The organism is Cellulomonas aerilata, assembly GCF_007991755.1.
GTDB lineage: Bacteria > Actinomycetota > Actinomycetes > Actinomycetales > Cellulomonadaceae > Pengzhenrongella > Pengzhenrongella aerilata.
In genome coordinates this window covers 72,953-98,383 of the sequence record NZ_BJYY01000009.1, presented here as the reverse complement: position 1 = coordinate 98,383, position 25,431 = coordinate 72,953, and the positions used below count along the sequence as shown (strand labels likewise).

25 protein-coding genes are annotated in these 25,431 nt (G+C 75.9%); 5 read left to right on the top strand and 20 right to left on the bottom strand.

The window, feature by feature from the left end:
- A partial coding sequence (locus CAE01nite_RS05995; RefSeq protein ID WP_146901444.1) for a class F sortase occupies positions 1-574 on the bottom strand: 574 nt, incomplete at its 3' end.
- Entirely contained in the window at positions 571-1,224 is a 654-nt protein-coding gene (locus CAE01nite_RS05990; protein ID WP_146901441.1) for a DUF4142 domain-containing protein, read from the bottom strand. The genes CAE01nite_RS05990 and CAE01nite_RS05995, both read right to left, overlap by 4 nt.
- Before the next feature lie 264 nt (positions 1,225-1,488).
- Here CAE01nite_RS05990 and CAE01nite_RS05985 point away from each other — a divergent pair, with 264 nt between their 5' ends.
- From CAE01nite_RS05985 to CAE01nite_RS05975, 3 genes are all read left to right on the top strand, one after another.
- Positions 1,489-1,983 carry a heme-degrading domain-containing protein gene (locus tag CAE01nite_RS05985; protein ID WP_146901438.1) on the top strand — a complete coding sequence of 165 codons (495 nt, stop codon included), beginning with the start codon at positions 1,489-1,491 and terminating at the stop codon, positions 1,981-1,983.
- An 84-nt stretch (positions 1,984-2,067) separates the two neighbouring features.
- Positions 2,068-3,156, top strand: coding sequence for a carboxylate-amine ligase (locus CAE01nite_RS05980; protein ID WP_246131030.1), 1,089 nt, complete (start codon positions 2,068-2,070; stop codon positions 3,154-3,156).
- Positions 3,153-5,267, top strand: coding sequence for an ABC transporter ATP-binding protein (locus tag CAE01nite_RS05975; RefSeq protein ID WP_146901435.1), 2,115 nt, complete (start codon positions 3,153-3,155; stop codon positions 5,265-5,267). Before CAE01nite_RS05980 ends, CAE01nite_RS05975 begins: the two co-directional genes overlap by 4 nt.
- A 3-nt stretch (positions 5,268-5,270) precedes the next feature.
- On the opposite strand, the gene CAE01nite_RS05970 is transcribed toward CAE01nite_RS05975, so the two are convergent.
- A complete protein-coding gene (locus tag CAE01nite_RS05970) occupies positions 5,271-6,218 on the bottom strand; it encodes an aldo/keto reductase (protein ID WP_146901467.1) in 948 nt (315 codons plus the stop codon).
- A 147-nt stretch (positions 6,219-6,365) separates the two neighbouring features.
- On the opposite strand from CAE01nite_RS05970, the gene CAE01nite_RS05965 reads away from it, so the two are divergent.
- A complete protein-coding gene (locus tag CAE01nite_RS05965; protein WP_146901432.1) occupies positions 6,366-6,710 on the top strand; it encodes an RNA polymerase-binding protein RbpA in 345 nt (114 codons plus the stop codon).
- A 3-nt stretch (positions 6,711-6,713) separates the two neighbouring features.
- On the opposite strand, the gene CAE01nite_RS05960 is transcribed toward CAE01nite_RS05965, so the two are convergent.
- The 10 genes from CAE01nite_RS05960 to CAE01nite_RS05915 form a co-directional block, all read right to left on the bottom strand.
- Positions 6,714-7,505 (bottom strand): polyprenol monophosphomannose synthase, encoded by a 792-nt coding sequence (locus CAE01nite_RS05960; protein WP_146901430.1) that lies wholly within the window; start codon positions 7,503-7,505, stop codon positions 6,714-6,716.
- Complete coding sequence (lnt, locus tag CAE01nite_RS05955) at positions 7,502-9,070, bottom strand: apolipoprotein N-acyltransferase (protein WP_146901427.1); 1,569 nt, start codon at positions 9,068-9,070, stop codon at positions 7,502-7,504. The genes CAE01nite_RS05960 and lnt overlap by 4 nt, the downstream gene beginning before the upstream one ends.
- A 453-nt stretch (positions 9,071-9,523) precedes the next feature.
- Complete coding sequence (locus tag CAE01nite_RS05950) at positions 9,524-11,176, bottom strand: amidohydrolase (RefSeq protein ID WP_146901424.1); 1,653 nt, start codon at positions 11,174-11,176, stop codon at positions 9,524-9,526.
- Between the two features lie 101 nt (positions 11,177-11,277).
- Positions 11,278-14,124 (bottom strand): DEAD/DEAH box helicase, encoded by a 2,847-nt coding sequence (locus tag CAE01nite_RS05945; protein ID WP_146901421.1) that lies wholly within the window; start codon positions 14,122-14,124, stop codon positions 11,278-11,280.
- Positions 14,125-14,272: 148 nt separating this feature from the next.
- Positions 14,273-15,247, bottom strand: a complete 975-nt coding sequence (locus tag CAE01nite_RS05940) for a diacylglycerol/lipid kinase family protein (protein ID WP_146901418.1) — start codon at positions 15,245-15,247, stop codon at positions 14,273-14,275.
- The gene (tatC, locus tag CAE01nite_RS05935; protein ID WP_146901415.1) at positions 15,244-16,020 is read right to left on the bottom strand and encodes a twin-arginine translocase subunit TatC; all 777 of its coding nucleotides are present in this window, start codon (positions 16,018-16,020) and stop codon (positions 15,244-15,246) included. Before tatC ends, CAE01nite_RS05940 begins: the two co-directional genes overlap by 4 nt.
- A 52-nt stretch (positions 16,021-16,072) precedes the next feature.
- The gene (tatA, locus tag CAE01nite_RS05930) at positions 16,073-16,354 is read right to left on the bottom strand and encodes a Sec-independent protein translocase subunit TatA (RefSeq protein ID WP_146901412.1); all 282 of its coding nucleotides are present in this window, start codon (positions 16,352-16,354) and stop codon (positions 16,073-16,075) included.
- 64 nt (positions 16,355-16,418) lie between these two features.
- On the bottom strand, positions 16,419-16,742 hold the full coding sequence (locus CAE01nite_RS05925) for a hypothetical protein (RefSeq protein WP_146901410.1): 324 nt from the start codon (positions 16,740-16,742) through the stop codon (positions 16,419-16,421).
- 35 nt (positions 16,743-16,777) lie between these two features.
- Complete coding sequence (locus CAE01nite_RS05920; RefSeq protein WP_146901407.1) at positions 16,778-17,743, bottom strand: helix-turn-helix transcriptional regulator; 966 nt, start codon at positions 17,741-17,743, stop codon at positions 16,778-16,780.
- A complete protein-coding gene (locus CAE01nite_RS05915; RefSeq protein ID WP_146901404.1) occupies positions 17,736-18,830 on the bottom strand; it encodes a helix-turn-helix transcriptional regulator in 1,095 nt (364 codons plus the stop codon). The genes CAE01nite_RS05920 and CAE01nite_RS05915 overlap by 8 nt, the downstream gene beginning before the upstream one ends.
- 34 nt (positions 18,831-18,864) lie before the next feature.
- Between CAE01nite_RS05915 and CAE01nite_RS05910 the strand changes: the two genes are divergently transcribed.
- On the top strand, positions 18,865-20,046 hold the full coding sequence (locus CAE01nite_RS05910) for a DUF3866 family protein (protein ID WP_146901401.1): 1,182 nt from the start codon (positions 18,865-18,867) through the stop codon (positions 20,044-20,046).
- Between the two features lie 48 nt (positions 20,047-20,094).
- On the opposite strand, the gene CAE01nite_RS05905 is transcribed toward CAE01nite_RS05910, so the two are convergent.
- From CAE01nite_RS05905 to ribD, 7 genes are read right to left on the bottom strand one after another with little or no spacing between them, the layout of a single operon-like run.
- Positions 20,095-20,559: a PH domain-containing protein gene (locus CAE01nite_RS05905; protein ID WP_246131029.1), complete on the bottom strand. Its 465-nt coding sequence runs from the start codon at positions 20,557-20,559 to the stop codon at positions 20,095-20,097.
- The gene (gene hisG / locus CAE01nite_RS05900) at positions 20,547-21,395 is read right to left on the bottom strand and encodes an ATP phosphoribosyltransferase (protein WP_146901398.1); all 849 of its coding nucleotides are present in this window, start codon (positions 21,393-21,395) and stop codon (positions 20,547-20,549) included. Before hisG ends, CAE01nite_RS05905 begins: the two co-directional genes overlap by 13 nt.
- Positions 21,396-21,436: 41 nt before the next feature.
- Positions 21,437-21,700 (bottom strand): phosphoribosyl-ATP diphosphatase, encoded by a 264-nt coding sequence (locus CAE01nite_RS05895; RefSeq protein WP_146901395.1) that lies wholly within the window; start codon positions 21,698-21,700, stop codon positions 21,437-21,439.
- Positions 21,701-21,755: 55 nt separating this feature from the next.
- Complete coding sequence (gene ribH / locus CAE01nite_RS05890; protein ID WP_146901392.1) at positions 21,756-22,223, bottom strand: 6,7-dimethyl-8-ribityllumazine synthase; 468 nt, start codon at positions 22,221-22,223, stop codon at positions 21,756-21,758.
- Positions 22,220-23,638 carry a GTP cyclohydrolase II gene (gene ribA / locus CAE01nite_RS05885; RefSeq protein ID WP_146901387.1) on the bottom strand — a complete coding sequence of 473 codons (1,419 nt, stop codon included), beginning with the start codon at positions 23,636-23,638 and terminating at the stop codon, positions 22,220-22,222. The genes ribH and ribA overlap by 4 nt, the downstream gene beginning before the upstream one ends.
- Complete coding sequence (locus tag CAE01nite_RS05880; RefSeq protein WP_146901384.1) at positions 23,635-24,309, bottom strand: riboflavin synthase; 675 nt, start codon at positions 24,307-24,309, stop codon at positions 23,635-23,637. The genes ribA and CAE01nite_RS05880 overlap by 4 nt, the downstream gene beginning before the upstream one ends.
- A complete protein-coding gene (ribD, locus tag CAE01nite_RS05875; protein WP_146901459.1) occupies positions 24,309-25,409 on the bottom strand; it encodes a bifunctional diaminohydroxyphosphoribosylaminopyrimidine deaminase/5-amino-6-(5-phosphoribosylamino)uracil reductase RibD in 1,101 nt (366 codons plus the stop codon). Before ribD ends, CAE01nite_RS05880 begins: the two co-directional genes overlap by 1 nt.
- Positions 25,410-25,431 lie beyond the last annotated feature (22 nt).

Below are 25,431 nucleotides of genomic sequence, written 5' to 3'. Positions count from 1 at the left end.
CGACGAGCCGGTAGGGCGTGGTCGCGCCCGTCTCGTCCGTGACCTCCACGGTGGTGCCCATCGCGAGGTCGAGCACGTCGCGCATCACGCCGACGCCCGAGGCGGCATCGACGTGCCCGACGAGCACGACGTGCCCCGACGCCGCCCCGGCCGCCGCGCCGGACGACCACCATCCGAGGACGGAGGGGTCCTCCGGGACGAGCAGCGCCCCGGACGGTCCCACGCCGACGGGGACGACGTCGGCGCGGACTTCGGTGCCGGGTGCCGTGACGGACGTCGGCGGTACGCCGTACGTGCGGACGACGTCGACCGGCGGCTCGGGCAGGGGAGCCGCGCTCGGGTCGGCTGCCGGGGCGTCCGTCGGGACGGCGGCGAGCGCCTCGGTGGCGGCGGGTGGCGGCGCGACCTGGCCCGCCGCGGGGACGGTGCCGGCGTCGGCGGCCGCCACCGCGCCGGGACGCAGCGCGAGCTGACCCCCGAGCACGACCGCGGTCGTCCCGACGGCCAGCGCCGTGGCCGTGCCGATCGCGCGCACGCGGCGGTCGGCACGCCACGGGGCGAGTCGGTGCTTCACGCGCGCGAGCGGCGCACCACGAGGAGCGAGGTGGCCGCGAGCAGGAGCAGCCCACCGAACGCCACGGCGAGGCCCAGCGTGCGCGACGACGTCGCGGCCTCACCCGACGTGCCGGCGGGCACGGACGTCGGCACGCCGTACTTCTGGGCGGCCGCGAGAGCGGCGTCGAGGTGGTGCTGGACGACCGGTGCCGAGGCGGTGGCCAGCGCCTTGACCGTCGGCTCGGCACCGTTCGCGAGCTCGCGCTGCCCGAGCGCCAGCGAGGCCCGGTGCGACGTGATCTGAGCGGCGATCCACGCGTTGTCGAACGCCTGACCGGTCTGGGCGGACACCTCGGCCAGGGCGGCCTTCTGCACCGTGGACGGCTCGGCGGGGAGCGTCACCCCGAGGGCCTGCGCGGCGGCGACGACCTGGGCGTCGAGGGCCTGGTGGTCGGTGACCAGCATCTGCCCGAGCTCGCGGACCTCGGAGGTCGTGGCCTTCTCGACCGCCGCCTGACCCGAGGCGATCTCGGTGAGGTTGCTCTGATGGGCTCCGACGAGGAACGCCTGGTCGACGTCGTTGGGTGCGGCGACGACCGGGGCGGCCATCAGGACCAGGGCGCCGACGGCGCCCGTCACGGCGAGTGCGGTGCGGCGGAGAACGTTCATGGCGGGCCCCCAGGACCAATCGGCGGTGATCGACCCGACCACTGTGCGCCTGCCGTGCCCCCGCCGCGCGCCGGGCGCGTGCCGCGGCCGCCGAGGGTGCCGCCCGTGGTCCCATGGGGGATGTGGCGGCAGCCCTCCGGGCCTCGAGCCGCACGTCGGATGTCATAATGCACATTATCGGCGTGCGGGGGTGTGTCGGTACGCAGCGAACGGAGAGCTGGCGCGATTGGCCGAGCCGGGCGCCCAGGGTCCAGGATCGGACCCATGAGCACCGACGCCGCACGTGCACCCGAGCAGGACGTCCGCGAGACGATCGCCCAGGTCGAGGCGCACGAGCACGAGCTCGTGTTCTCCCGGTTCGACAACAACGACGCGTGGCGGCTGGGCTGCCTGCTCGTCGAGCTCGCGCAGGAGCGGGACCTGGCGGTGACGGTCGACATCCGGCGTGGGCCGCAGCAGCTGTTCCACGCCGCCATGCCCGGGACGACGCCCGACAACGACAGCTGGATCGAGCGCAAGGTGCGCGTCGTCGAGCGGTTCGGGGCGTCGTCGTACCTCGTGGGCCTGCGCGCCCGGCGCCAGGGCATCACCTTCGCCGCGCAGCACGAGCTGCCGCTGCAGGAGTACGCCGCGCACGGCGGCTGCTTCCCGGTACGGGTCCGGGACGTCGGCGTGGTCGGGACCGTCACCGTGTCCGGTCTGCCGCAGGCCGACGACCACGCGCTCGTCGTCGAGGCGATCCGCACGTTCCTCGCCTGACCACGGACCCCGCTCCAGTACGGCCGGGCCGAGGTCACAGCCGGGACGCGGGACAGCGTGGGTGGCACCGTCCACACTGTGCGGGTGCGCACTGTGGGTGTCGAGGAAGAGTTCCTGCTGGTCTCCCCGGCCGGCAGGCTGAGCTCGGTGGCACCCGCCGTGCTCGACCACGCGCACGCGGTGGAGCCCGCGACGTCGGAGCCGGGCGGGCACCTGGAGAAGGAGCTCAAGCGCGAGCAGATCGAGACCTCGACGCACCCCTGCGAGGACCTCAGGGACCTCGCGGACCAGCTGCGGGCCGGGCGGGCCGCGGCGGACGAGGCCGCCCAGCACGCCGGCGCCCGCATCGCGGCGGTGGCCACCGCCCCCGGCGCGACGACGTCGGTCGTGTTCCCCGAGCCGCGGGCCGAGCGCCTCGGCGAGCGGTTCGGCGTGCTCGCCCAGGAGCAGCTGACCTGCGGCTGCCACGTGCACGTCGCGGTCGCCGACGACGACGAGGGCGTGCTGGTCATCGACCACCTGCGCCGGTGGGCCGCGGTCCTGCTGGCGCTGACCTCCAACTCCCCGTTCTGGGACGGCGTCGACACCGGGTACGCCAGCTTCCGGACGCAGGTGTGGGGGCGCTGGCCCACCTCGGGGCCGGTGGCGCCGTTCGGGGACGCCGCCACGTACCACCGGGTCGTCGCGGACCTCGTCGCCAGCGGCACGATCCTGGACCAGGGGATGGTGTACTTCGACGCCCGGCTCTCGGCCCGCTACCCCACCGTCGAGGTGCGCGTCGCCGACGTGTGCCTGGACGTGGAGGACGCCGTCGTCCAGGCGGCCCTCGTGCGTGCCCTCGCGGACACGGCCGTCCGGTCCCGCGACGACGCGCCCCAGCCGCGCACGGAGCAGCTGCGGGTCGCCGCCTGGCGGGCCGCGCGCACCGGGATGAGCGCGGACCTGCTCCACCCGTTCACCGGGCGCCCCGCCCGGGCCGCGACCGTGGTGCGGACCCTGCTCGAGCACGTCTCCCCCGCCCTGGAGAGGTCCGGGGACCTGGACCGGGTCACCGCCCGGCTCGACGTCGTCCTCGCGGGCGGGACCGGCGCCGACGCCCAGCGGGCCTGGCGACGTGCCGGTCTGGACGACGCCGCGCTGCTCGCCCGTGCGCGCGACAGGACCCTCGCATGAGCACCGGAACCGCGCCGGCGGCCGGGGCGCCGACCGCTTCCCCGTCGCCCGCCGGCCCGGAGGTCGCCGCCTCGCCCGCGCTCCTGCGGCGCATCGGGGCGCTGCTGACGCCGTACCGCGGGTCCCTGACGCTCGTGGCGGTGGCGATCGGTGTCAGCGCACTGCTCGGGGTCATCACGCCGTTCCTCACCCAGCGGGTCTTCGACGAGGCGCTGTTCCCGGTCGACGGGTCCGGCGTCGACCTGCGCCTGCTCGGCGTGCTGACCGCGGCGATGATCGTCGTGCCGCTGGTGAGCGCCGCCATCGGCGTCGGCCAGACGTACCTGACCACCAAGGTCGGCAACCTGGCGATGGCCGAGCTGCGGGGGCGGCTGTTCGAGCACCTGGAACGCATGGAGCTGGCGTTCTTCACGGCCACCAAGACGGGGTCCATCCAGTCCCGCCTGGCCAACGACGTCGGCGGCGTGCGCTCGGTGCTGACGACGACGGCGTCGTCGATCCTGTCGAACCTGGTGACGGTGCTCGCGTCGCTGGTCGCGATGCTCCTGCTGAGCTGGCAGCTCACCGTCGTGGCGGTGGCGCTGATGCCGCTGTTCGTCGTGCTGCAGCGGCGCGTCGGCGCGCGCCGGCAGCGGCTGGCCCGGGCGACCCAGGAGTCGCTGTCGGACATGACGGCCATCACCGAGGAGGCGCTAAGCGTCTCCGGGGTGCTGCTGGCGAAGATCTTCAACCGCGCCGACGCCGAGGTCGCCCGCTACCGCGTGGAGAACGAGCGGCAGGTCGACCTGCAGGTGCGCCAGGCGATGGCCGGCCAGGGGTTCTTCGGCGTGGTGTCGGCGTTCATGGCGATCACCCCGGCGCTGGTCTACCTCATGGCCGGGTACATGCTCACCGGGGACCTGGGAGCCGCCTCGATCTCCGCCGGGACCCTCGTCGCGTTCTCGACCCTGCAGGCGCGGCTGATGATGCCGATGATCTCGCTCATGCGGGTCGCCCTGGACGTGCAGACGTCGCTCGCGCTCTTCCGCCGCATCTTCGAGTACCTCGACCTGCAGCCGGCGATCGCCGACCGCCCCGACGCCGACGTGCTCGACCCGGCGCGCGTCCGCGGACGTGTGGAGCTGGACGGCGTCTGGTTCGCCTACCCCCCACCCCCGCGGCTGACCGCTCCCCCGCCCGCACCACGGGGTGGAGGTCGGGGTGGCGGCGGTGGTGGCAGCGGCATGGGCGGCGGGCGCTGGGGTGCGCTCGGCCTCCCGCCCAGCGGGCCGGGCAGGCCGCCCGCCGTCGTCCAGGTCGCTGCAGCGGTGACCCCGGACGGCGAGGAGAGCCCGTCGCGCCGGCGGCCGTGGGCGCTCCGTGGCGTCTCGCTCGCGGTCGAGCCGGGGCAGCTGGCCGCGTTCGTCGGGCCGTCCGGTGCCGGCAAGACGACGCTGAGCTACCTCGTGCCGCGCCTGTACGAGGTCGACCGCGGCGCGGTCCGCGTCGACGGCCGGGACGTCCGGGACGTGACGCTGGGATCGCTGGCCGAGGTCGTCGGCATGGTCACGCAGGACCCGTACCTGTTCCACGCGACCATCGCGGAGAACCTGCGCTACGCCCGCCCCGACGCGAGCGACGACCAGCTCCAGGAGGCATGCCGCGCGGCCAACATCCACGACCGGATCATGTCGTTCCCGGACGGCTACGCGACCACGGTCGGCGAGCGCGGGTACCGGCTGTCCGGCGGCGAGAAGCAGCGCCTGGCGATCGCCCGGGTGCTGCTCAAGGACCCGCGCGTGCTCATCCTCGACGAGGCGACCTCCGCGCTGGACTCGGCGTCCGAGCGGCTCGTGCAGGAGGCGCTCGCCAGGGCCGTGTCCCGGCGGACGACGCTGGCGATCGCCCACCGCCTGTCCACCATCCGGCACGCGGACGTCATCTTCGTCGTGGACGACGGGCGCATCGTGGAGCGAGGCACCCACGAGGAGCTGGTGGACTCCCCCAGCGGCCTGTACGCCCGGCTGTACGCCGAGCAGTTCGGCGGCGGGCGGGTCGAGGCACGCTTCGCCGACGGCGTCATGTTCACCGACGGAGTCGTGCTCGCCCAGCCGTCGGCGCCCGCCCCCTGAGGCTCACGCCGGCCCGGGCGCTGCCTCGTCGATCGCGGCCAGCTGCTCCAGGCTCGGCTGCCACGCGCCGGCGGCCGCGTTGGCCTGCACCTGCTCCGCCCGCCGCGCACCGGCGATCACCGACGCGACAGCCGGCTGGGCCGCCAGTCCTCCGATCGCGAGCGTGAGCAGGTCGATCCCCCACGCCCGGGCGAGCGCGGACAGCGCCTCGATCCGGTCGAAGTCCGCGGCGGCCAGGCGCTCGGGGCGCTGCGCCAGGCGCGTGCCTGGGGGCGCCGCCTCCCCGCGTCGGTACTTGCCCGTCAGCAGCCCCGAGGCGAGCGGGAAGTACGGCAGCACGCCCGCGCCGACCCGGTCGGCGGCCGGGACCACCTCGCGCTCGAGGCCTCGCTCCAGCAGCGAGTACGCGTCCTGGACCGAGACGAACGGGGTCAGGCCGCGGGTGCGCGCCGTCCAGTCGGCGTCGACGACCTGCCAGGCGTCGAAGTTCGACGACCCGAGGTACAGCACCTTGCCCTCCGCGACCAGCTCGTGGAGCGCGCCCAGCGTCTCCTCCACGGGGGTCTGCGGGTCCGGGGAGTGCATCTGGTAGAGGTCGATCCGGTCGGTGCGCAGCCGTCGCAGCGACCCCTCCACCGCGCGCCGGATGTACCGCCGGGACCCGCGGGCGCCCCAGTCGGCGCCCGCCGCACCCCGCATGTCGAGCCCGAACTTGGTCGCCACGACGACGTCGTCGCGCCGCCCGACCAGCGCGTCGCCGACCAGCTCCTCGCTCTCGCCTGGCCGACTCCCGTAGATGTCGGCAGTATCGAGGAAGGTGACCCCCGCCTCCAGGGCGGCGGTCACCACGCCGGGGACGTCGTGCGGGGGGACTGTCACCCCGAACGAGTTGCACCCCAGGCCCACGGTGGAGACCACCAGGCCCGAGGTGCCCAAGCGGCGGTACGACATGGAGGAAGGCGTCACCGAGCAACCCTGACACAGGCGGCGACTGTGACGGTGTTCACCGGACCTTCACGTCCGGGGCGGAACACGCCTGTCGCAGTGGTCGTTGACACCACTGGTAGAGCACGAGTCCAGACCTTCGGAGGTTATCTGATGGCGAACCGGTCGTTGCGCGGAATGCGCATCGGTTCCAACAGCATGGAGACGGAAGAGGGCGTCGAGTTCGCTCCCCGTGTCCTGGCCCACTACGACGGTCCCAACGGCGTCAGCGTCACGGTGCCGTTCTCCGTCGAGGCCGAGATCCCGCTGGTGTGGGAGATCCCGGGCGGCGGCGAGGCGCTGCTGCGCGGGCACGAGCGTCCCGAGGGCAAGGTCGGCAAGCCGCCGCGCACCCACTGGGACATGCTGCTCGAGCGCCGCACGATCAAGGAGCTCGAGGTCCTCCTCGAGGAGCGCCTCGAGCTGCTGCGCGCGGGCAAGCTCCGCCGCAGCGCCTGATCCTCAGGGGCGACGCCCCACCCGCGGCAGCCGACCCTGCCGCACCCGCATCGCAGACAGCCGGCGCAACGCGCCGGCTGTCTGCTGCATCCGCCGGGTGACGCCCCACACGGTCACCCGCAGCAGGGCCTCGGCGACGATGCCGCGGGTCATCTTGGACCGCCCGTCGACCCGCTCCACGAACGTGATGGGCACCTCGACGACCGGGTGACCGGCCGCCACGACCCGGCGCGCCATGTCGACCTGGAAGCAGTACCCCTGCGACGCGACGTCCTCGAGGTGGACGTCCCGCAGCGCACCGGCCCGGTAGGCCCGGAAGCCGCCGGTCGCGTCGCGCAGCGGCAGGCCCAGCGCGCGCCGCGCGTAGGTGTTGCCGCCCCGGGACAGCCACTGCCGGTGCCGCGGCCAGTGCACGACCCGTCCCCCGGGCACCCAGCGCGACCCCAGGACGAGCCCGACGCCGCCGTCGAGCGCCGCCAGGATGGCGGGCAGGTCGACCGCGCGGTGCGACCCGTCGGCGTCCATCTCCACCACGACGTCGTACCCGCGCTCCAGGGCCCACCCGAAGCCCGCCACGTAGGCGGTGCCCAGGCCGAGCTTGCCGGTGCGGTGCAGCACGTGGACGGACCCGTCCCGGGCCGCCCACGCGTCCGCCACGTCCCCGGTGCCGTCCGGGCTGGCGTCGTCGACCACGAGGACGTCGGCGGACGGCACGGCGTCGCGCAGGGCGCGCAGCGTCCGGGGCAGGGTGGTGGCCTCGTCGTAGGTCGGGATCACCACGAGCGTCCGGGTCACAGCGCCGCCGGTGGGCGCGTCCCGCGACGCTCGCGGGCGCCGCCGGCCAGGCCTGCCACCACGACGACCACCGCGAGGGCGCTGACCGCCCACCCCGGCCAGATCCCCATCGCGGCCGCCGGCGTGAGCGAGGTGCGCAGCGGGACGGTGTCGACCAGCTGCTCGGCCGTGAACAGCCCGGTGTCCTGCACGACGACGCCGTTGGGTGCGATGACCGCACTCACCCCGACCGTCGAGATCTGGATGGTCGAGCGGCCCAGCTCGATCGCGCGCAGCCGGGACATCGCCAGCTGCTGCGTCGACTCGTCGGTGTACCCGAACGACGCGTTGTTGGTCTGCACGACGAGCACCTCCGCGCCGGCGCGGACGGCGTCGCGCACGAGCGTGTCGTAGGCGACCTCGAAGCAGATGACGTCCCCGATCGGCACGGTGCGCCCGAGCCGCTCGGACGCGAGCGGCACCACGCCGACCTCGGTGCCGGCGATCATGTCGTTGCGCACGAGGTCGACCGCGGACGAGAACGGCCGGACCCACTCGCGCAGGGGGATGTACTCGGCGAACGGCGCCGGGTGCTGCTTGGAGTACTTCGCGGTGACCCCGTCGCCGGGCTCCCACAGGACCGCGGTGTTGTACCGGCCGCCCGAGTCGGGGTACTCGATCGTGCCCACCAGGACCGGCGCGGCCACCGCGCGGGCGGCGTGGTCGATCTCGCGGGCGGCGTCCCGGTCCACCTGGGGGTCGACGTCGGACCCGTTCTCCGGCCACGCGACCAGGTCCAGCTCGCCCGGCTCGACCTGGTCGAGCAGGGCCTCGGTGCCGGCGGCGTGGTTGTGCAGCACCTCGCGCTGCTGGGCGAAGGCGTCCAGGCCGGGGGTCGGCACGTTGCCCTGGACGGCGCCCACCCGCAGCTGCCCCGCCTGCTGCTGGGTCTGCAGGGGCACGACGAAGCCGGCCAGGAGCAGCAGCAGGCCGGCCCCGACGGCGGTCACCGTCCGCACGACCCGGAGCCGCCGCGCGGATAGCACCGCGATCGCGAGCAGCGCCCCGACCGCGGCGACGGCGGCCGAGACGAGCGGGGCGCCGCCCAGCCACGCGAGCCGCGCCAGGGGCGAGTCGGCCTGGGAGAACGCCAGCCGCCCCCACGGGAAGCCGCCGAACGGGGCCGCGGACCGCAGCTGCTCCACCGCGACCCACAGGACCACGAACACCGCCACCTGCAGGCCCGGGCTGCGCCAGGTCCCGACCCCGCGCCGCGCCCACGCCCACGCGGCGCCGAACAGCGCGACGAACCCCGCCTCGAGCACGCTGAGCGCGACCCACGGGACGCGTCCGACGGCGTAGTCGGCCCAGGTGATGTGCGGGAGGAAGAAGGCCAGCCCCCAGACGAACCCGACCAGGGCGTTCCACCGGGCGCTGTCCCGCCGCAGGGCCGCGAACAGCAGGGCGATCCCGACGAAGGCGGCCCCCCACCAGCCACGCCCGGGGAAGCCGGCGTCGGTCACGACGCCGCCGATCGCGCCCAGCAGCAGAGCCCACCAGCGGGTGGGTTCAGGGCGGGCGGGCACGGGAAAAGGCTACGTCAGCGTGCCGGGTGCTCCGGCCGGACCGCGTGTCCTTCGGTCCAGACGACGTAGGCGCGAGCCGTCTGTTTTCTACTGAACACGCGTGCCCGACCGGTGCCCCGGCCGCGGCGCCGGGGTCCTGCGTCCTGCAGGGCACGGCGGCGGGCGGGTGGAACGAGGGTTGAACCTACCGGGCCGGCGACCTGAGGTGTCAAGCGCACGTCTCCGCAGGTCAGCGGCGTCCACGCTGGTCACAACTTGGTCACGGGCGCGATCGTCGGTGCCCGCTGCGGCGTGTCGGCGGGCGTGTCCCGCGTGTCGTCCACCGGGTCGCCCGCGGTGCGCCGGGCGGCTCCGGCGGGCCGCCGGGACGCCGTCGCTGCAGGCGTCACCCGGACGCGCCGCGGGGCCGCGCCGGCGCGTCACCCGGTCGTGCGACGCCCGGCCGGGCGCGGGTCAGCCGAGCACGTCGTGCAGGACGACGCCGTGGCGCAGCGTGCGCAGGCAGACCGGCTCGGGGGCGTCCGGGCCGAGGTCGGGCAGCAGCGGCGTGCCGGCACGCGCGTCGGTGCTCCACGCGGACACCCGGCCGTCGGCCGCCTGCACCGCGAGGTGCTCGGCGCGCCACAGGGCCAGGTGCGCGGGTGCCCCGACGCGGATCTCGCCGGCCCCGGTGTGGTCCAGCGCGGCGGCCCGCCAGCCCCCGCGCGTGTGCGCCCGGAACGCCGCCCGGGCGGAGATGCGCTGCTCCGGTGCGTGGTGGCTCATGGCCGCCCGGACGGCGCCCCAGGGGTCGAAGGGCGTCACCGGGGAGTCCGAGCCGAACGCCAGCGGGATCCCGGCGGCGGCGAGGTCGGCGAAGGGGTTGAGCGTGGCGGCGCGGCCGGGCCCGAGGCGTCGGGCGTACATGCCGTCCGGGCCGCCCCAGGCGGCGTCGAAGGCGGGCTGCATGCTCAGCCGGACCCCGAGCGAGACCAGCGCGGCGAGCGTGCCGGCGTCGACCATCTCGGCGTGCTCCACGCGGTGCCCGGCGGCGCGGATCGGGCCCGTGCCCTCGACGTCCGCGGCCGCCCGCAGCCCCAGCAGCAGCTCGTCCATCGCCCGGTCGCCGATGACGTGGAACCCGGCGTGCACACCGGCCCGGGTGACCGCGGTGACGTGGTCCGCGATCTGCTCCGCGGTCAGGTACAGCGGTCCGCTGCGCTCCGGGTCGTCGGCGTACGGGGCGCGCAGGGCCGCGGTGCGGGACCCGAGCGAGCCGTCCACGTTGAGGTCGCCGCCGATGCCGGTCAGGCCCGGGATCGCGTCGAGCAGCTCGCGGGCGTCGTCCACGGTGACGCACAGCTCGCCCCGGTAGCCGACCACGTGCGGCAGCCCGGCGGCGGCGTCGCCGGTGAGCCTGAGCAGCCGCACCAGCCCGGCGCGGGTGTCGATGCCCGGTGCGCTGTGCTCGTGCAGGGACGCGATCCCGCGCGACGCGGCGTGCCGCAGGGCGGCGGTGTACAGGGCGTCGCGGTGGTCGTCGGTGACCTCGCGGGCCGCCCCCCGCGCCGCGTGGTGCGCGTCGCGCTCGACGCGGCCGTCGTCGGTCCAGCCCGCCAGCCCCCGGACCCCCGTGGCCTCCGCGAAGCTCGTGGACACCACGGCCGAGTGCACGTCGACCCGGGCCAGGTACACCGGCGCGCCACCGGCGGCGGCGTCGAGCTCCTCGCGGGTGGGCGCCCGGCCCTCGGGCCAGTCGCTCTCGTCCCAGCCCTGCCCGAGCAGCGGTCGCGACCCGCCGCCCACGCCCCGGACGGCGTGGGCGTCCTGCGCGGCGCGGTGGACCGCGGCGAGCGCGTCGGCCAGGGACCGCACGCCGGCTGCCGCGGACAGGTCGACGCTCTCCAGCGCCAGCCCGCTCTCCAGGACGTGCGCGTGCGCGTCGACGAAGGCGGGGGTCACCAGGGCGCCGTCGAGGTCCACCACGGTGCCCGCGGTGGCGGCCAGGCCGGCGGCGGTGTCGTCGGCGCCGATCCAGGTCACCACGCCGTCGGCGACCAGCACCGCCTCGGCGAAGGGGTCGGCGGGCGAGTGGACGACGCCGTTCCGGTACAGGGTGGAGCTCACAGCCGGACACGATAGGCCAGACCACCCACGAGGCGACCGCCGCCCGGGCCGCCGGGCCACCCACGGGCCACCGCCGTCCCGGCGGCCGGGCCCCGGACGGGTCAGATGGACGAGTAGGAGACGACCCCGCGGCGCAGCGCCACGACCCCGCGCCGGGCGGACTCGCGCACCCGCGCGTGCGGCGCCGCCTTGGACAGCTGGTCGAGCAGGTCGATGACCTGCTTGCACCACCGCACGAAGTCGCCGGCAGCCAAGTCGGTGCCCTTGAGGACCGCGTCCAGGCTGCGCCCCGACGCCCACCGGTGCATGGCCTCCACGAGGCCCATGTCCAGCGGCCCGGTCGACTCGATGGTCCGCTCGGACTCGATGTCGTCCAGCTCGGACCAGATCCGCACCGTCTCGTCCAGCGCCCGGCCCAGCGTCCCCTGCGGGCCGCCCGGGACGTGCGGCTCGGCGTCGCGGTCGTCGCGGCGGGCGGAGTACACGACCGTGGACACCGCCGCCGCCAGGGCCGGCGGGTCCAGCTCGTCCCAGGCCCCGCGGCGCAGGCACTCCGCGACGAGCAGGTCGTTCTCGGCGTACAGCCGGCGCAGCCACTGCCCCTCCGTGGTGACCCGCACCTCCGCCCGGCCGTCGTCCGTGGTGACCGGCACGAGGTAGCCCAGCTGCTGCAGCACGTCGCAGATCCGGTCGAAGACCCGGGCGATCGAGCTGGTGCGGCCCTCGATGCGCTTGACCAGGGCGTCGTGCTCGCGCCGCAGCCGGTCCCAGCGCTCGGCCCAGCGCGCGTGCTCCTCGCGGTCCGGGCAGCCGTGGCACGGGTGGGCACGCAGCCGTCGGCGCAGGGCGGCCAGCTCCGCGTCGTCGTCCGACTGCCCGTTGTGCACGCTCCCCCGGCGCCCGTGCCGGGGCGCGGCGACGTCGGGGAGCGCCTCGCGCAGCTTGGCGGCCAGGTCCCGGCGGGACGGCGCGTTGCGGCCGTTGAAGCCCTTGGGGACCTTGATCCGGGTGACGGTCCGCACGCCGCCGGGGGTGTCGGCTACCGACACCCGCCGGACCTGCCGGTCGGTGGTCAGCACGAGCGGCTGGGGCCCGTCGAAGCCGCTGTGCATGGCGGGCTCGAGGACCACCGCGTACCCCGCGCGTCGCCCCGAGCCGATCTCCACGACGTCCCCGACCTTCACCTCCTCCAGCGAGCGCATGGCCTCCGCGCGTCGCTCGCGACCCGCCTCGCGGGTCAGGTGCGCCTCGCGGTCCGCGATCCCCCGGCGGATCCCGGCGTACTCGGCGAAGTCCCCCAGGTGGCACTTCATGGCCTGGGCGTACCCGTCCAGGGCCTCGGTGTGGGACTGCGCCTGCCGGGCCAGGCCGACGACGCCCCGGTCGGCCTGGAACTGCGCGAACGAGGTCTCCAGCACCTCCCGGGCCCGCTCGCGACCCACCTGGGCGACCAGGTTGACCGCCATGTTGTACGTGGGCCGGAAGCTGGACCGCAGCGGGTACAGGCGCTTGGACGCCAGCCCGGCGAGCGCCACCGGGTCCAGTCCCGGATGGTCGACGACGACCGCGTGCCCCTCGGTGTCGATGCCGCGCCGCCCGGCCCGCCCGGTCAGCTGCGTGTACTCCCCCGGCGTCATGTCGACGTGGTTGGAGCCGTCCCACTTGACCAGCTTCTCCAGCACGACCGAGCGCGCCGGCATGTTGATCCCCAGCGCGAGCGTCTCGGTGGCGAACACCACCTGCACGAGCCCGCGGGAGAACAGCTCCTCGACGGTCTCCTTGAACAGCGGCAGCATCCCGGCGTGGTGGGCGGCGACCCCGCGGGCCAGCGCCTCGCTCCACTCCCAGTAGCCGAGCACCTGCAGGTCCTCGGGCGGGATGGTGGCGCAGCGGTCCTCGACGATCGCCCGGATCTGCTCCTCCTGCTGCGGCGAGGTGAGCCGCACGCCGGCCGCCAGGCACTGCGAGACGGCGCCCTGGCACCCCGCGCGCGAGAAGATGAAGACGATCGCCGGCAGCAGCCCCTGGTCCTTGAGGATGTCGATGACGGCGAACCGCGGCGTCGGCCGGAACCCCGCGCTGCCGCCGCTGAACCCGCCGCGACCGCCGCCGCCGCGGTAGCCACGGTCCCCCCGGCCGCCGCGCCCGCCCTGCTGGGCCGAGCCGGGGCCGAAGCCCTCCCGGTCGCGGCGCCGCATCGCGATCATCAGGTCGGGGTTGATCGGCGGGTTGGGACCCGGGGCGGTCGGGTCGACGTGGCCGGCGTACAGGTCCAGCAGCGAGTCGCGGGTCAGCACGTGCTGACCGAGCGGGACGGGACGGTGCTCGCTGACCACCACGGCGGTGTCGCCGCGGACCATCTCGAGCCAGTCCCCGAACTCCTCGGCGTTGGACACGGTCGCCGAGAGGGACACCAGCTGCACCTCGGGAGGCAGGTGGATGATCACCTCCTCCCAGACCGGGCCGCGGAAGCGGTCGGCGAGGTAGTGCACCTCGTCCATGACGACGAACCCGAGCCCGTGCAGCGCGTCGGAGCCGGCGTAGAGCATGTTGCGCAGGACCTCGGTGGTCATCACCACCACGGGGGCGTCCCCGTTGACGGTGGTGTCGCCGGTCAGCAGGCCCACCTGGTCCGGCCCGTACCGGCGCACCAGGTCGCCGTACTTCTGGTTCGACAGCGCCTTGATCGGCGTCGTGTAGAACGCCTTGCGCCCCCCGGCCAGCGCCAGGTGGACGGCGAACTCCCCGACCACGGTCTTGCCCGCCCCGGTCGGCGCCGCCACCAGGACGCCCCGGCCCGACTCGAGCGCCTCGCACCCCGCGACCTGGAAGTCGTCCAGCTGGAACCCCAGCAGCTCACGGAACCGGGCCAGCTCGGTGCGCGAGGCGGCCGCCCGGCGACGGGAGGCTGCGTACCGCTCGGCGGGGCTCAGCTCGACATCTGCCATGTCTCCACCCTAGGTGGGGTGCTCGGGCCCCACCCGACGGCGACCTCCGCCCGCGACGGCCGGATCGGGCACGCTCGTCCGGGCTCGCTCTCGCGGACTCGCTCGGTCGCGTGCGCTCGCCCGGCTCGCCCGGCTCGCCCGCGCTGGCTCAGGCGAGGACGGCCAGCGCCCCGGGGCGGACGTCGACGCGCAGCGGCAGCGGGCCGATCGGCTCGCCGTCGGCGAAGGCGACCGGCGGGGTGCGGCCCAGGGTGGGGTCCGGCTCGATCAGCACGCCGCGGGTGCGCAGCACCTGGACCGCCGGGTGCCGGACGTGCCGGCCGCGGTAGGCACCGGGCAGGAGGGCGGCCACCCCGGGACGCGTGACCGGTCGGGCGACGACGACGTCGAGCAGCCCGTCGTCCACCGACGCGTCCGGCGCGATCGCGATGCCGCCCCCGAAGCGCGGCGTGTTGGCGACCGCGACGAGCGTGCCCGCGGACTGCCAGACGGCGTCGTCGAGCACCAGGCGGTACCCGTAGGGCCGGAACCCGCCCAGCTCGGCGGCGACGGCCCGGACGTACCGCCCGGACCCGCGCGGCCAGGTCATGGCGTTGGCGCGGGCGTTGACCGCGGCGTCGAACCCGCACGAGAGCACGCCCACGAACCAGGCACGCGCCGGCGGAGCCGTGAGGTCCGCCGCCACCGGCGCGACGGTGACGGCGTCCACCGTGCGCGGCCCGGCGGTCAGGGCGTCCTCCAGGACCCGGACGGCGGCCGCCACGTCACCGCGCGCGGCCCCCCGGGGCACCCCGAGGCAGCGGGCGACGTCGTTGCCGGACCCGGCCGGGACGACGCCCAGCGGCAGCCCGGTCCCGGCGGTCAGCTGCAGCCCCGCGTGCACGGTGCCGTCCCCGCCGACGACCACCAGCCCGTCGAGGCCGTGCAGGTCGGCCGCGTCGGCGGGCCCGCCGGCGCCCGCCGGTCCGGTGGCGCCGGCGAGCCCGTGCCCTGCCGGCCGCGGGACCTCGACGAGGGACACCCGGTGCCCGCGGCGGCGCAGCAGCTGCACGGTCGCCTCGCCGGCGCGGCGTCCTCGGCCGCCGCCCGCCACGGGGTTGAGCAGGACACCCAGGCGGCTCACGCCCGCTGCTCGGCGATCACCCCGCCGCCGTCCTCCTCGTCCTCCGCGGCCAGCCGGCGGGCGCGGCGGCGGTCCAGCACGAGCCCGATGGCGACCGCGGCGAAGTACAGGATGGTGATCGGGATCGCCAGCACCAGCATGGAGACGGCGTCGCCGGTGGGGGTCGCGACGGCGCCGAAGACGAACGAGAGCATGACCGCGACGCGCCACCCGTGCAGCCAGCTGCGGCCCTCGACGAGCCCGACCATCGTCAGCGCCACCATGATCACCGGCAGCAGGAACCCGGCCCCGAACGCGAGCACCATGCGCATGACGAAGGACAGGTACTCCTGCGCGCTGATGAGGTTGAACGCGTCCTGGGGCGTGAACCCGGTGAGCACGCCGACCGCCTGCGGCAGCAGGAACCACGCGAGGAACGCCCCGGTGAGGAAGAGCGGGACGGCAGCGGCCAGGAAGCCGACCGTGACCAGGCGCTCGCGGCGCGTCAGACCCGGGGTGATGAACGCCCACAGCTGGTAGACCCACCAGGGGCTGGAGACCAGCACGCCGACGAAGAGCGACACCTTGATCTGCATGTCGAAGCCGGCCAGCACGCCGCCGAAGTTGAGCCCGATGAGCAGGCCGCGGTCCTCCTGCAGCCGCACGACGGGTGCCTGGAGGATCTCGAAGACGGTCGGGTACAGCAGCCACCCCGCGACAGCGCCCAGCACGAGGCCGATCGCGGCGCGGCCCACCCGCTTGCGCAGCTCCAGCAGGTGCTCGCGCAAGGGCATCCGACCGTCGCCGGGGCCCTGGCGACGGCTCGAGCGGGATCTCACCGGCGGCTCAGACCTGCTTACGGTCGGGGACGTCGGTGGGCAGGACGTTCAGGGCCGGGTCCCCGTGCGGCGGGGTGGTCCCGAGGCGCTCGGCGTCGGGCAGGGCGGCCGGGGTGACCGGCGTGCCCGGCGCGGGACGGTCGTCCTCGCGCAGGTCCTTGACCTCGCTCTTGAAGATCTTCAGGGACTTCCCGACGCTCCGGGCCAGCTCGGGCAGACGCCGCGCCCCGAAGAGCAGGAGGACGACCAGAACGATGAGCAGGATCTCGATCGGCCTGAGGTTGGGCATGGTGCTCCTTCGGTGGGCGGATGCGTTGTCATGCTAACCCTGCGCAGCCTCCGTGAAGGGAGCGTCAACGCGTGTACGCGCGCCACCCGGCGAACGTCGTGGCGTGACGCAGCTGCCGCTGCGCGCGCCGGGCGGCGCGGGCGGCCTGCAGCGCCGCGAGCCGGGCGCGGTGCACGTCCGGGTCGCCGAGCAGGTCGTGGTGCAGCGGCTGCGCCTCGGCGGCCGCGGTCAGCGCCTCGGCCCGATCGCCCAGCTCGCCGACCACCCGCCCCGCCCGCTCCAGCTCGGCGAGCAGCGCCCTGCTCTTGCGCCACAGGTCCCGGCCGAGCCAGAAGGCACCCGCGAGGGTGGCGAGCACGAGGACCGTCCACACGATGAACCAGAGCACCGGCACAGGGTAGCGGCGGCGAGCGCCCCGGCCGGTCAGTCCGCGAGCGGGCCGTACGCGGCCAGCGCGGCCCGGGCGGCGTCGGCCGCATCGGTCGCCACGACGGCCGGCTCGACGGCGCGGACCTGCGCGGCCACCTGCAGCAGGAGGTGACGCAGCCATGCGGGCTCGGCCACCCGCAGGGCGATGCGGAACCCGCCGTCGGGCAGGTCCTCCACGCTCTCCACCGGGACCTGCTCGGCGATCCAGCGCCCGGGGCTGGCGAGCTCGAGCGTGACGAGCTCGTCCTGGGGCGAGGGGGTGAAGGTCTGGGTGTGCCCGGCGACGGGGTGCTCGGTGGCGGGCACGTCGAGCACCTCGGCGGCCAGGACGCGGTCCACGCGGAACAGCCGCTCGTCGCGGGCCCGGTGGCACCACGCGAGCAGGTACGAGTGGTCGTCCTCGGTGACCAGCCGGATCGGGTCGACCTCGCGCTCGCTGGTCACGTCGGCGGCGGTGACGTACCGGATCCGCAGGCGTCGCTGGGACGCCAGGGCGTCGCTGAGCGCCGCGACGACCTCCGGGGCGCCGTCGACGGCGAGCCGGACGTCCACGGCGGCCGCCCCCTCCCCCGTCGCGGCGGTGAGCTTGTCCAGCGCGGAGCTCAGGACGGCGGCGCGGGCACGGTCCAGCCCGGGCGCGACGGCCTCGCGCATGGCGCGCAGCGCCGCGATGAGGGCGACGGCCTCCCGGGTCCCGAGCCGCAAGGGGCGGGTCATCCCCCGCGACTCCACCAGCCGGACGACGCCCTGGTCGTAGGACGCGGCGTCGAAGTCGATGAGGTCGTGCGGCCAGTAGCCGGGCGTGCCGGTCACCCAGAGCGTGTCCACGTAGGCGAGCACTTGCTGGGTGCTCACCCCGAACTGCGCGGCCACCTGCTCGACCGTCACGCCCTGGTGGCGGTCGAGGTACGTCACCATGCCCAGCAGCCGCAGCAGCCGGTCGGTCGCCTTCTCAGCCACGGTCGTCCTCCGACTCGCTCGCGTCCACGGTGGCCGCCGCGCCGGCGCCGGGCGGGGTGCCCGGTGGTGCCTCGCCCGGGGCCCGGTCCAGCGCCGCGGCCGCGCGCAGCCGCTGCAGCACCTGGGCGCGCAGGTCGTCCGGACCCAGGACGACGACGGCGTCGGCGTAGCCGGCGAGCTCGTCGGCGAGCTCGGACGCGGACCCGAACGGCACCCGCACGACGTCCCGGTCGGCGAGCGCCGCCGCAGACCGTGGGTCGGCGACGTCGGGGTCGTCCGTGGGGTCGGCGGCCACGCCACGGGCGCGCAGCGCGCTCGCGCGCTCGGGGCGCAGCGCCAGGACCGCCAGGCGGGTCGGCTCGGTGTGCCGGTCCCCCACCACCGCGGCGGCGTCGACGTCGGCCGGGATGTCGTAGGCGCCCGCCGCGCCGGTCGTGCGGACCCGGCCCTGGATGCGGCTGAGCCGGAACGAGCGGGGGGCGCCGCGGTCGGTGTCCCGGCCGACGACGTACCAGCCGCCGCCCCGGGCGAGCAGCCGCCACGGCTCCAGGGTCCGGTCGCGGACCTCGCCGGTGTTGGCCGCGCGGTAGGTGAAGGTGACCGCCTGCCGGGCGCCGATGGCGTCCAGCAGCGGGCCGAACGCGTCCCCGGCCGGCCGCACGCGCGGCGCCAGCCCCGCGACGAGGTCGGTGCCGGCAGGCGCGGAGCCGACGGCCCGCAGCTTCGTCAGCGCGCGGGCGGCGTCGGTCCGCAGCGCCTTGTCCTGCCAGAACTGCACGGCCAGCGACAGCACGCCCAGCTCGGCCGCCGTGAGGTCGACCGGGCGCAGCGCGTACGCCTCCTGGTCGATGCGGTAGCCGACGTCGTCGCTGTGCCCGCTGCCGGCCACCGTGAGCACCGGGATGCCCAGCTCGCGCAGGGAGTCCTTGTCCCGCTCGAACATGCGCTCGAAGGCGTCGTCGCTGGTGGCGTCGGCGTACCCGGCGACGCTGGAGCGGATCTGCTCCTTGGTCATCCGGTTCGCCGTGTTGACGAGGGCGATGACGAGGTTGAGCAGGCGCTCGGCGGGGTGGGTCTGTTCAGGCATCGGGCTCCAGGCTAGCCGCCGGTAGCGTGACCGGGTGATCACGTGGCGTGCGGGGACGGTGGTGTCGCGCGGGGCGACGTGGCGCGGGGCCCGCGAGCTGCGGGTCCGGCTGGACGCCGACGGGCCCGGGGAGGGCACCGGCGAGGTGCGCGCGCTGGCCTACCCGGGTCTGGTCGGCGACCCGGCCGTCGGCGACCGGGTGCTGCTCAACGTCTCCGCGCTGGCGCGCGGGCTGGGCACCGGCGGCTACGCGCTGGTCGTCAGCCCCGCGGGGACGCTGCCGCCCGACCCGCTCGCCGGGCCGGGGCACCTGGTCAAGGCCCGGTACACCCCGCTGCAGGCGCTGGTGCTGGGTGTCGACGAGCAGGAGTCCCCGCACCACGACGTCCTGCGCGACGCCGACGACCTGGCCGGCCTGCCGGTCGTCGTGGCGGACCTGCACTCCGCGCTCCCGGCGGTGCTCGCCGGAGCGCGGCACGCCGCGGCGCTCGCGGGCCGGCCCGCGCCGCGCGTGGTGTACGTGATGACCGACGGGGGTGCCCTGCCGGCGTGGTTCTCCCGGACGGTCGCCGGCCTGCGCGACGCCGGGTGGCTCGAGGCGTGCGTGACGGCCGGGCAGGCCTTCGGCGGCGACCTGGAGGCCGTGACGGTGCACACGGCGCTGCTCGCGGCGCGGCACGTGGTGGGCGCCGACCTGGTCGTGGTGGCCCAGGGCCCGGGCAACCTGGGCACGGGGACGCGGTGGGGGTTCTCCGGGGTGGCGGCGGGTGACGCGGTGAACGCCGTGGCCACCCTCGGCGGCCGGCCGGTCGGGTCCCTGCGGGTCTCCGGCGCCGACCCCCGGCCCCGGCACCAGGGGGTGTCGCACCACTCGATGACCGCGCTCGGCCGGGTGGCGCTGGCCCCCGCGGACGTCGTCGTGCCGGTGTTCCCGCCCGGTCCGATGGACGGGCTGCCGGACGCCGACGGCGTCCCCCCGCTGGAGGCCGGCTCCCTGGCACCGCTCGGGGCGCGCGTGCACGGTCAGGCGCTGGCGCTGGTCGCGCCGATGGGACGGCACCGGCTGGTCGAGGTGGAGGCCGGGCCGGACCTGCTCGCGGCGCTCGCGTCGTCCCCGGTCCGGCTCTCGACCATGGGACGCGGCCTGGCCGAGGACCCGGGGTCGTTCCTGGCCGCCGCGGTGGCCGGGGTGCACGCCGTCCGGCTGCTGGGCTGACCGCGGCGGGCCGGCGTGGGCCGGCCGGCGCGGCACCGGCTGGTGCGCTCAGTCGTCGCGCGGCGTGCGGGTGTGGATCGCGACCAGCGCGGCGAGCCGGCCCGCCTCGGCCCGGGCGTGCGCGCCGTCGGCCTGCTGCACGCCCATCACCGCCAGCACGTCGCCGTCGGCGAGGTCGAGCTGCACCCACGGCCGGCCGGACCCGAACCGCACCGACACGACCTGCGCCCAGGCCAGGCGCCGCGTCAGCATGAGGTTGCGCACCACGATGCCCTGCTCGTCGACGTCGGCGCGCACGCTGGCCTCCCGCCAGCAGAACCAGGCGATCCCGCCGCCGAACAGCCCCACGCCCACCATGTCGAACGGGTTGAAGAAGTCCCGCAGCGCGATGAGCAGGGCGGCGGTGCCGACCGCCACCGCGACGGCGAGCACGAGGCTGACGACCCGGGCCGCCCGCGGCCGGAACGGCGCGTACAGGCGCGCCCGGTCGGGTGCGGGCATCAGATCCGGCACGCGTGGATGGTCGTCACCAGGATCGCCCGGGCGCCGACCTCGTACAGGTCGTCCATGACGCGGTTCGTCTCGCTGCGCCTCACCATGGCGCGCACGGCCGCCCACTCGCTGTTGTGCAGCGGGGACACGGTCGGCGACTCCAGGCCCGGGGTGATCGCCACGGCGCGCTCGACGTGCTCGACCGGGACGTCGTAGTCCATGAGCACGTACTGCTGGGCGGTCAGCACGCCCTGCAGGCGGCGGGTCAGGACGTCGAGCCCGGCGGGCGCCTCGGCCCCGGCGCGGCGGACCAGGACGGCCTCGGAGCGCAGGATCGGCTCGCCGAAGACCTCCAGGCCCGCGGCCCGCAGGGTGCTGCCGGTCTCCACGACGTCGGCGATGACGTCCGCGACGCCGAGGCGGATCGCGGTCTCCACCGCCCCGTCGAGCCGGACGATCCCGGCGGGCTGCACGCCGTGGGACGCGAGGTGGTCCGCGACGAGCACGGGGTAGGACGTCGCCACCCGCTGCCCGGCGACCTGGGACACGTCGGTCAGGGTCCCCTGCGGCGCGGCGTAGCGGAACGTGGACCCGGCGAAGCCCAGCGGCAGGTGCTCGGTCGCGGTGGAGCCGGAGTCCAGCAGCAGGTCGCGCCCGGTGATCCCGGCGTCGACCGTCCCCTCCCCCACGTACACGGCGATGTCGCGCGGTCGCAGGAAGAAGAACTCGGCGTCGTTCGCGGGGTCGGCCAGGACGAGCTCGCGGGTGTCGCGGCGCTGGCGGTAGCCCGCCTCGCGGAGCATCTGGGAGGCGGGCTCGGACAGGGAGCCCTTGTTCGGGACGGCGATTCGCAGCACTTCGGTCCTCGGTGCGGTGGTCAGGCGGGTGGGCTGGTGGCTCAGAGGTGGCGGTAGACGTCCTCGAGGGACAGCCCGCGGGCGACCATGAGCACCTGCAGGTGGTAGAGCAGCTGGGAGATCTCCTCGGCGGTCCGCTCGGTGCCCTCGTGCTCCGCGGCCATCCAGACCTCGGCGGCCTCCTCGACGATCTTCTTGCCGATGGCGTGCACGCCGGCGTCGAGCTCGGCCACCGTCCCGGAGCCGGCGGGTCGGGTCACGGCCTTCTCGGACAGCTCGGAGAACAGGGCGTCGAACGTCTTCACGACCCTGAGCCTAGACGGGCCGCGGGGCACGTCCGGGCACGGGCGCCCGGGACGGTCACAGGTCGCGCAGCGCGAGCACCGTGGCGACCGCCGCCTCGGCGGCCTCGGCGCCCTTGTCCTCCGACGACCCCGGCAGCCCCGCCCGGTCCAGCGCCTGAGCCTCGTCGTCGCAGGTCAGGAGCCCGAACCCGACCGGGACGCCGGTGGTCAGGGCGACCGACGACAGCCCCTGGGTGGCGGCCTGGCAGACGTACTCGAAGTGCGGCGTCCCGCCGCGGATGACCACGCCCAGCGCGACGACGGCGTCCACCCCGGACGCCGCGGCCTTCGCGGCGGCGACCGGCAGCTCGAAGGAGCCGGGGACGCGCACCTCGCGGACCTCGGTGACCCCGGCCTTCCCCAGGGCGCGCCGGGCGCCGTCCAGGAGGCCGTCCATGACGGTCGTGTGCCAGCTGGCGGCGACGACCACGACCCGCAGGCCGCTCCCGTCGAGGGTGAGGCTGGGTGCTCCGGCGCCGCTCATGCGGATGTCTCCCTGGGGGTCGAGGTGGTGGTGGCGAGTGGGGTGGTGCCGGTGGGCGCGTGGTCGATCGCCGTCGCCGCGTCGCCGTCGTCGTCGTCCGGCAGCGCCAGGAGGTGGCCCATGGCGACGGCCTTGGTCCGCAGGTACGCGAGGTTCTGCGGGGTGCGGCCCACCTCCAGCGGCAGCATGTCGACTTCCAGGCCGTGCGCGCGCAGGCCGGCGACCTTGGCGGGGTTGTTGGTGAGCAGCCGCAGCCGTGCGATCCCGAGGTCGGCGAGGATCGCCGCCGCCGCGCCGTACTCGCGGCGGTCGGCGGGCCAGCCGAGGTCGATGTTGGCCTGGACGGTGTCCCGGCCGGCGTCCTGCAGCGCGTAGGCGCCGATCTTGGCCAGCAGGCCGATCCCGCGGCCCTCGTGGCCGCGCAGGTACACCACGACGCCGCCCTCCTCCGCGGTGCGCTCCATCGCCGCCTCCAGCTGCGGGCCGCAGTCGCAGCGCAGCGAGCCGAACGCGTCCCCGGTCAGGCACTCGGAGTGGACGCGCACGACCGGGTCGTCGCCGAGGGCGTGCACCGACACCAGCGCGACGTGGTCGGCGCCGGTGCGCAGGTCCCGGTAGCCGTGCACCCGGAACGAGCCGTGCCTGGTCGGCAGCGCCGCGACGCCGCTGCAGTGGACGCGCGGGACGTCGGGGGCGGCGGCGTCCGCGGACGCGGTCCCGGTCGACCCCGACGGCCCGCTCGACCCGTCGTGGACCGGCTCGGCGTCGTGCTCGCGGCGCCACGCGATGAGGTCCGCGATGGTCAGCAGCACCAGGCCGTCGCTCGCGGCGAGCGCCGCAGCCTGCGGCAGGCGGGTCATGGTCCCGTCGTCGTTCACGAGCTCGGCGATGGCGCCGACGGGCTCGAGCCCGGCCAGGCGGCACAGGTCGACGGCGGCCTCGGTGTGCCCGGCGCGGTGCAGCACGCCGCCCGGCACGGCCCGCAGCGGCAGCACGTGCCCCGGACGGATGAGGTCCCCGGCGCCGGACGCCGGGTCGGCCAGCACGCGCAGGGTCCGCGCCCGGTCGGCGGCCGAGATGCCGGTCGTGACGCCGTGCGCCGCGTCGACCGTCACCGTGTAGGCGGTGCGGCGCGGGTCCTGGCTCATCGGGACCATGAGGGGCAGCTCCAGCGCGTCGGCCCGGGCCCCGGTCATCGGCGCGCACAGGTACCCCGACGAGTGCCGGATCGTCCAGCCCAGCCACTCCGGCGTCGCGGACTGCGCGGCGAGGATGATGTCGGCCTCGTTCTCCCGGTCCGGGGAGTCCGCGACCAGGACGGGACGCCCGGCGCGCAGCTCGGCCAGGGCCTCCTCGACCGTGCCCAGCCGCGGCGGGACGGCGTCGACGTCGAGGGTCTCGCTGGTGGCGCTCATCGCAGGGCCTCGGTCGTCCCGGTCGCGCCGCTCGTCCCGCTCGTCCCGGCCGCCCCGTGGCCGGTGGCCAGCAGCCGCTCGACGTACTTGGCGATCACGTCGACCTCGAGGTTGACGGCGGACCCCGGCGCGAGGTCCCCGAGCGTCGTCGCGGCCAGCGTGGTCGGGATGAGGCTGACGCCGAACGTGTCCGGGCCGACGTGGGTGACCGTCAGGGACACGCCGCTGACCGCGATGGACCCCTTCTCCGCGACGTACCCGGCCAGGTCGACCGGGAGCCGGACGACGACGTCGTCCCAGCGCGGCCCCGGCGTGCGGCTGACGATCGTCCCGACCCCGTCCACGTGCCCCTGGACGACGTGCCCGCCGAGGCGCGCGTCGGCCCGCACAGCCCGCTCGAGGTTGACCGGGGCGCCGGGGACCAGGGAGCCGAGCGCCGTGCGGCGCAGCGACTCCGGCATGACGTCGGCGGTGAACGTGCCGTTCCCGGGCAGGTCCGCGACCGTCAGGCACACGCCCGACACCGAGATGGAGTCGCCCAGCGCGGCGTCCGAGGTGACCAGGGGGCCGCGCACGGTCAGCCGGACGTCGGCCTCCGTCGCGGTGCCCTCGGTGCTGCCCGGGGCGACCGACACGACCGTGCCGACCTCCTCGACGATCCCTGTGAACATCAGTGCTCCCTCTGCGGTCCCGGTGCGGTGCCCGCGCCGGTCTGGTCGGAGTCGGCGCCTGCCGCCGCGCGCTCCTGCACGGCGGCGACGACGAGCACGTCCGGTCCCAGCGGGACGGGCTCGCGCGGGACCAGCCGGACGGCGTCGGCGATGCCGGTGATCCCCAGGTCCCCGATCGCCGTCCGGCCGCCGCCGAGCAGCACCGGCGCGACGTAGGCGTACACCTCGTCGACGAGCCCGGCGCGCAGGAACGCCGCCGCGAGGGTCGGGCCGCCCTCGAGCAGGACGTGGCGGACCTCGCGCGCCTCCAGCGCGGCGAGGACCTCGGCTGGGTCGTGCGTGGCGAGGTGGACGAGGTCGCCGCCCGGTCCGTGCAGCCGGGCGCCCGGCTGGACCGGTCGGTGCCCGACGACGACGCGCAGCGGCTGGTGCTGGGCCAGCTCGCCGTCGGCGGTGCGGGCGGTGAGCGAGGGGTCGTCCGCCGCGACGGTGCCGGTGCCGACCACGATCGCGTCGGACTCGGCGCGCAGGTTGTGCGCGTGCCGGCGGGCCACCGGGGAGGTGATCCAGCGGCTGCTGCCGTCGGCGGCGGCGACCCGGCCGTCCAGCGTGGTGGCGATCTTCAGCGTGACGAACGGCCGCCCGCGCGACGCCGCGGGCAGCCACCGGCGCAGCAGCTCGCGGCCCGCGTCCTCCTCCACGCCGGTCACGACGTCGACCCCGTGCGCCCGCAGGTGCTGCGCCCCGCCGGCCGCGACGGGGTTGGGGTCCTGGACGGCGACGACGACGCGGGACACCCCCGCGTCCAGCAGCGCCTGGGCGCACGGGCCGGTGCGGCCGGTGTGGTTGCAGGGCTCGAGGGTGACCACAGCGGTGGCGCCGCGGACGTCGACCCCCGCGGCGCGCGCGGCCTGCAGGGCGGCGACCTCCGCGTGCGGGGTGCCGACGCCGGCGTGCCAGCCCTCGGCGAGCGTGGTGACGTCGGTGAGGTCGGCCCGGTCGCCCCCGGCGGCGGGGCCGGTGCCCAGCAGGACGCAGCCGACGCGCGGGTTCGGGCCGTGCGCGGGGCCGCGCCGGGCGAGCTCCAGGGCGCGCGCCATGGCGGCACGCTCGCGGGCGGTG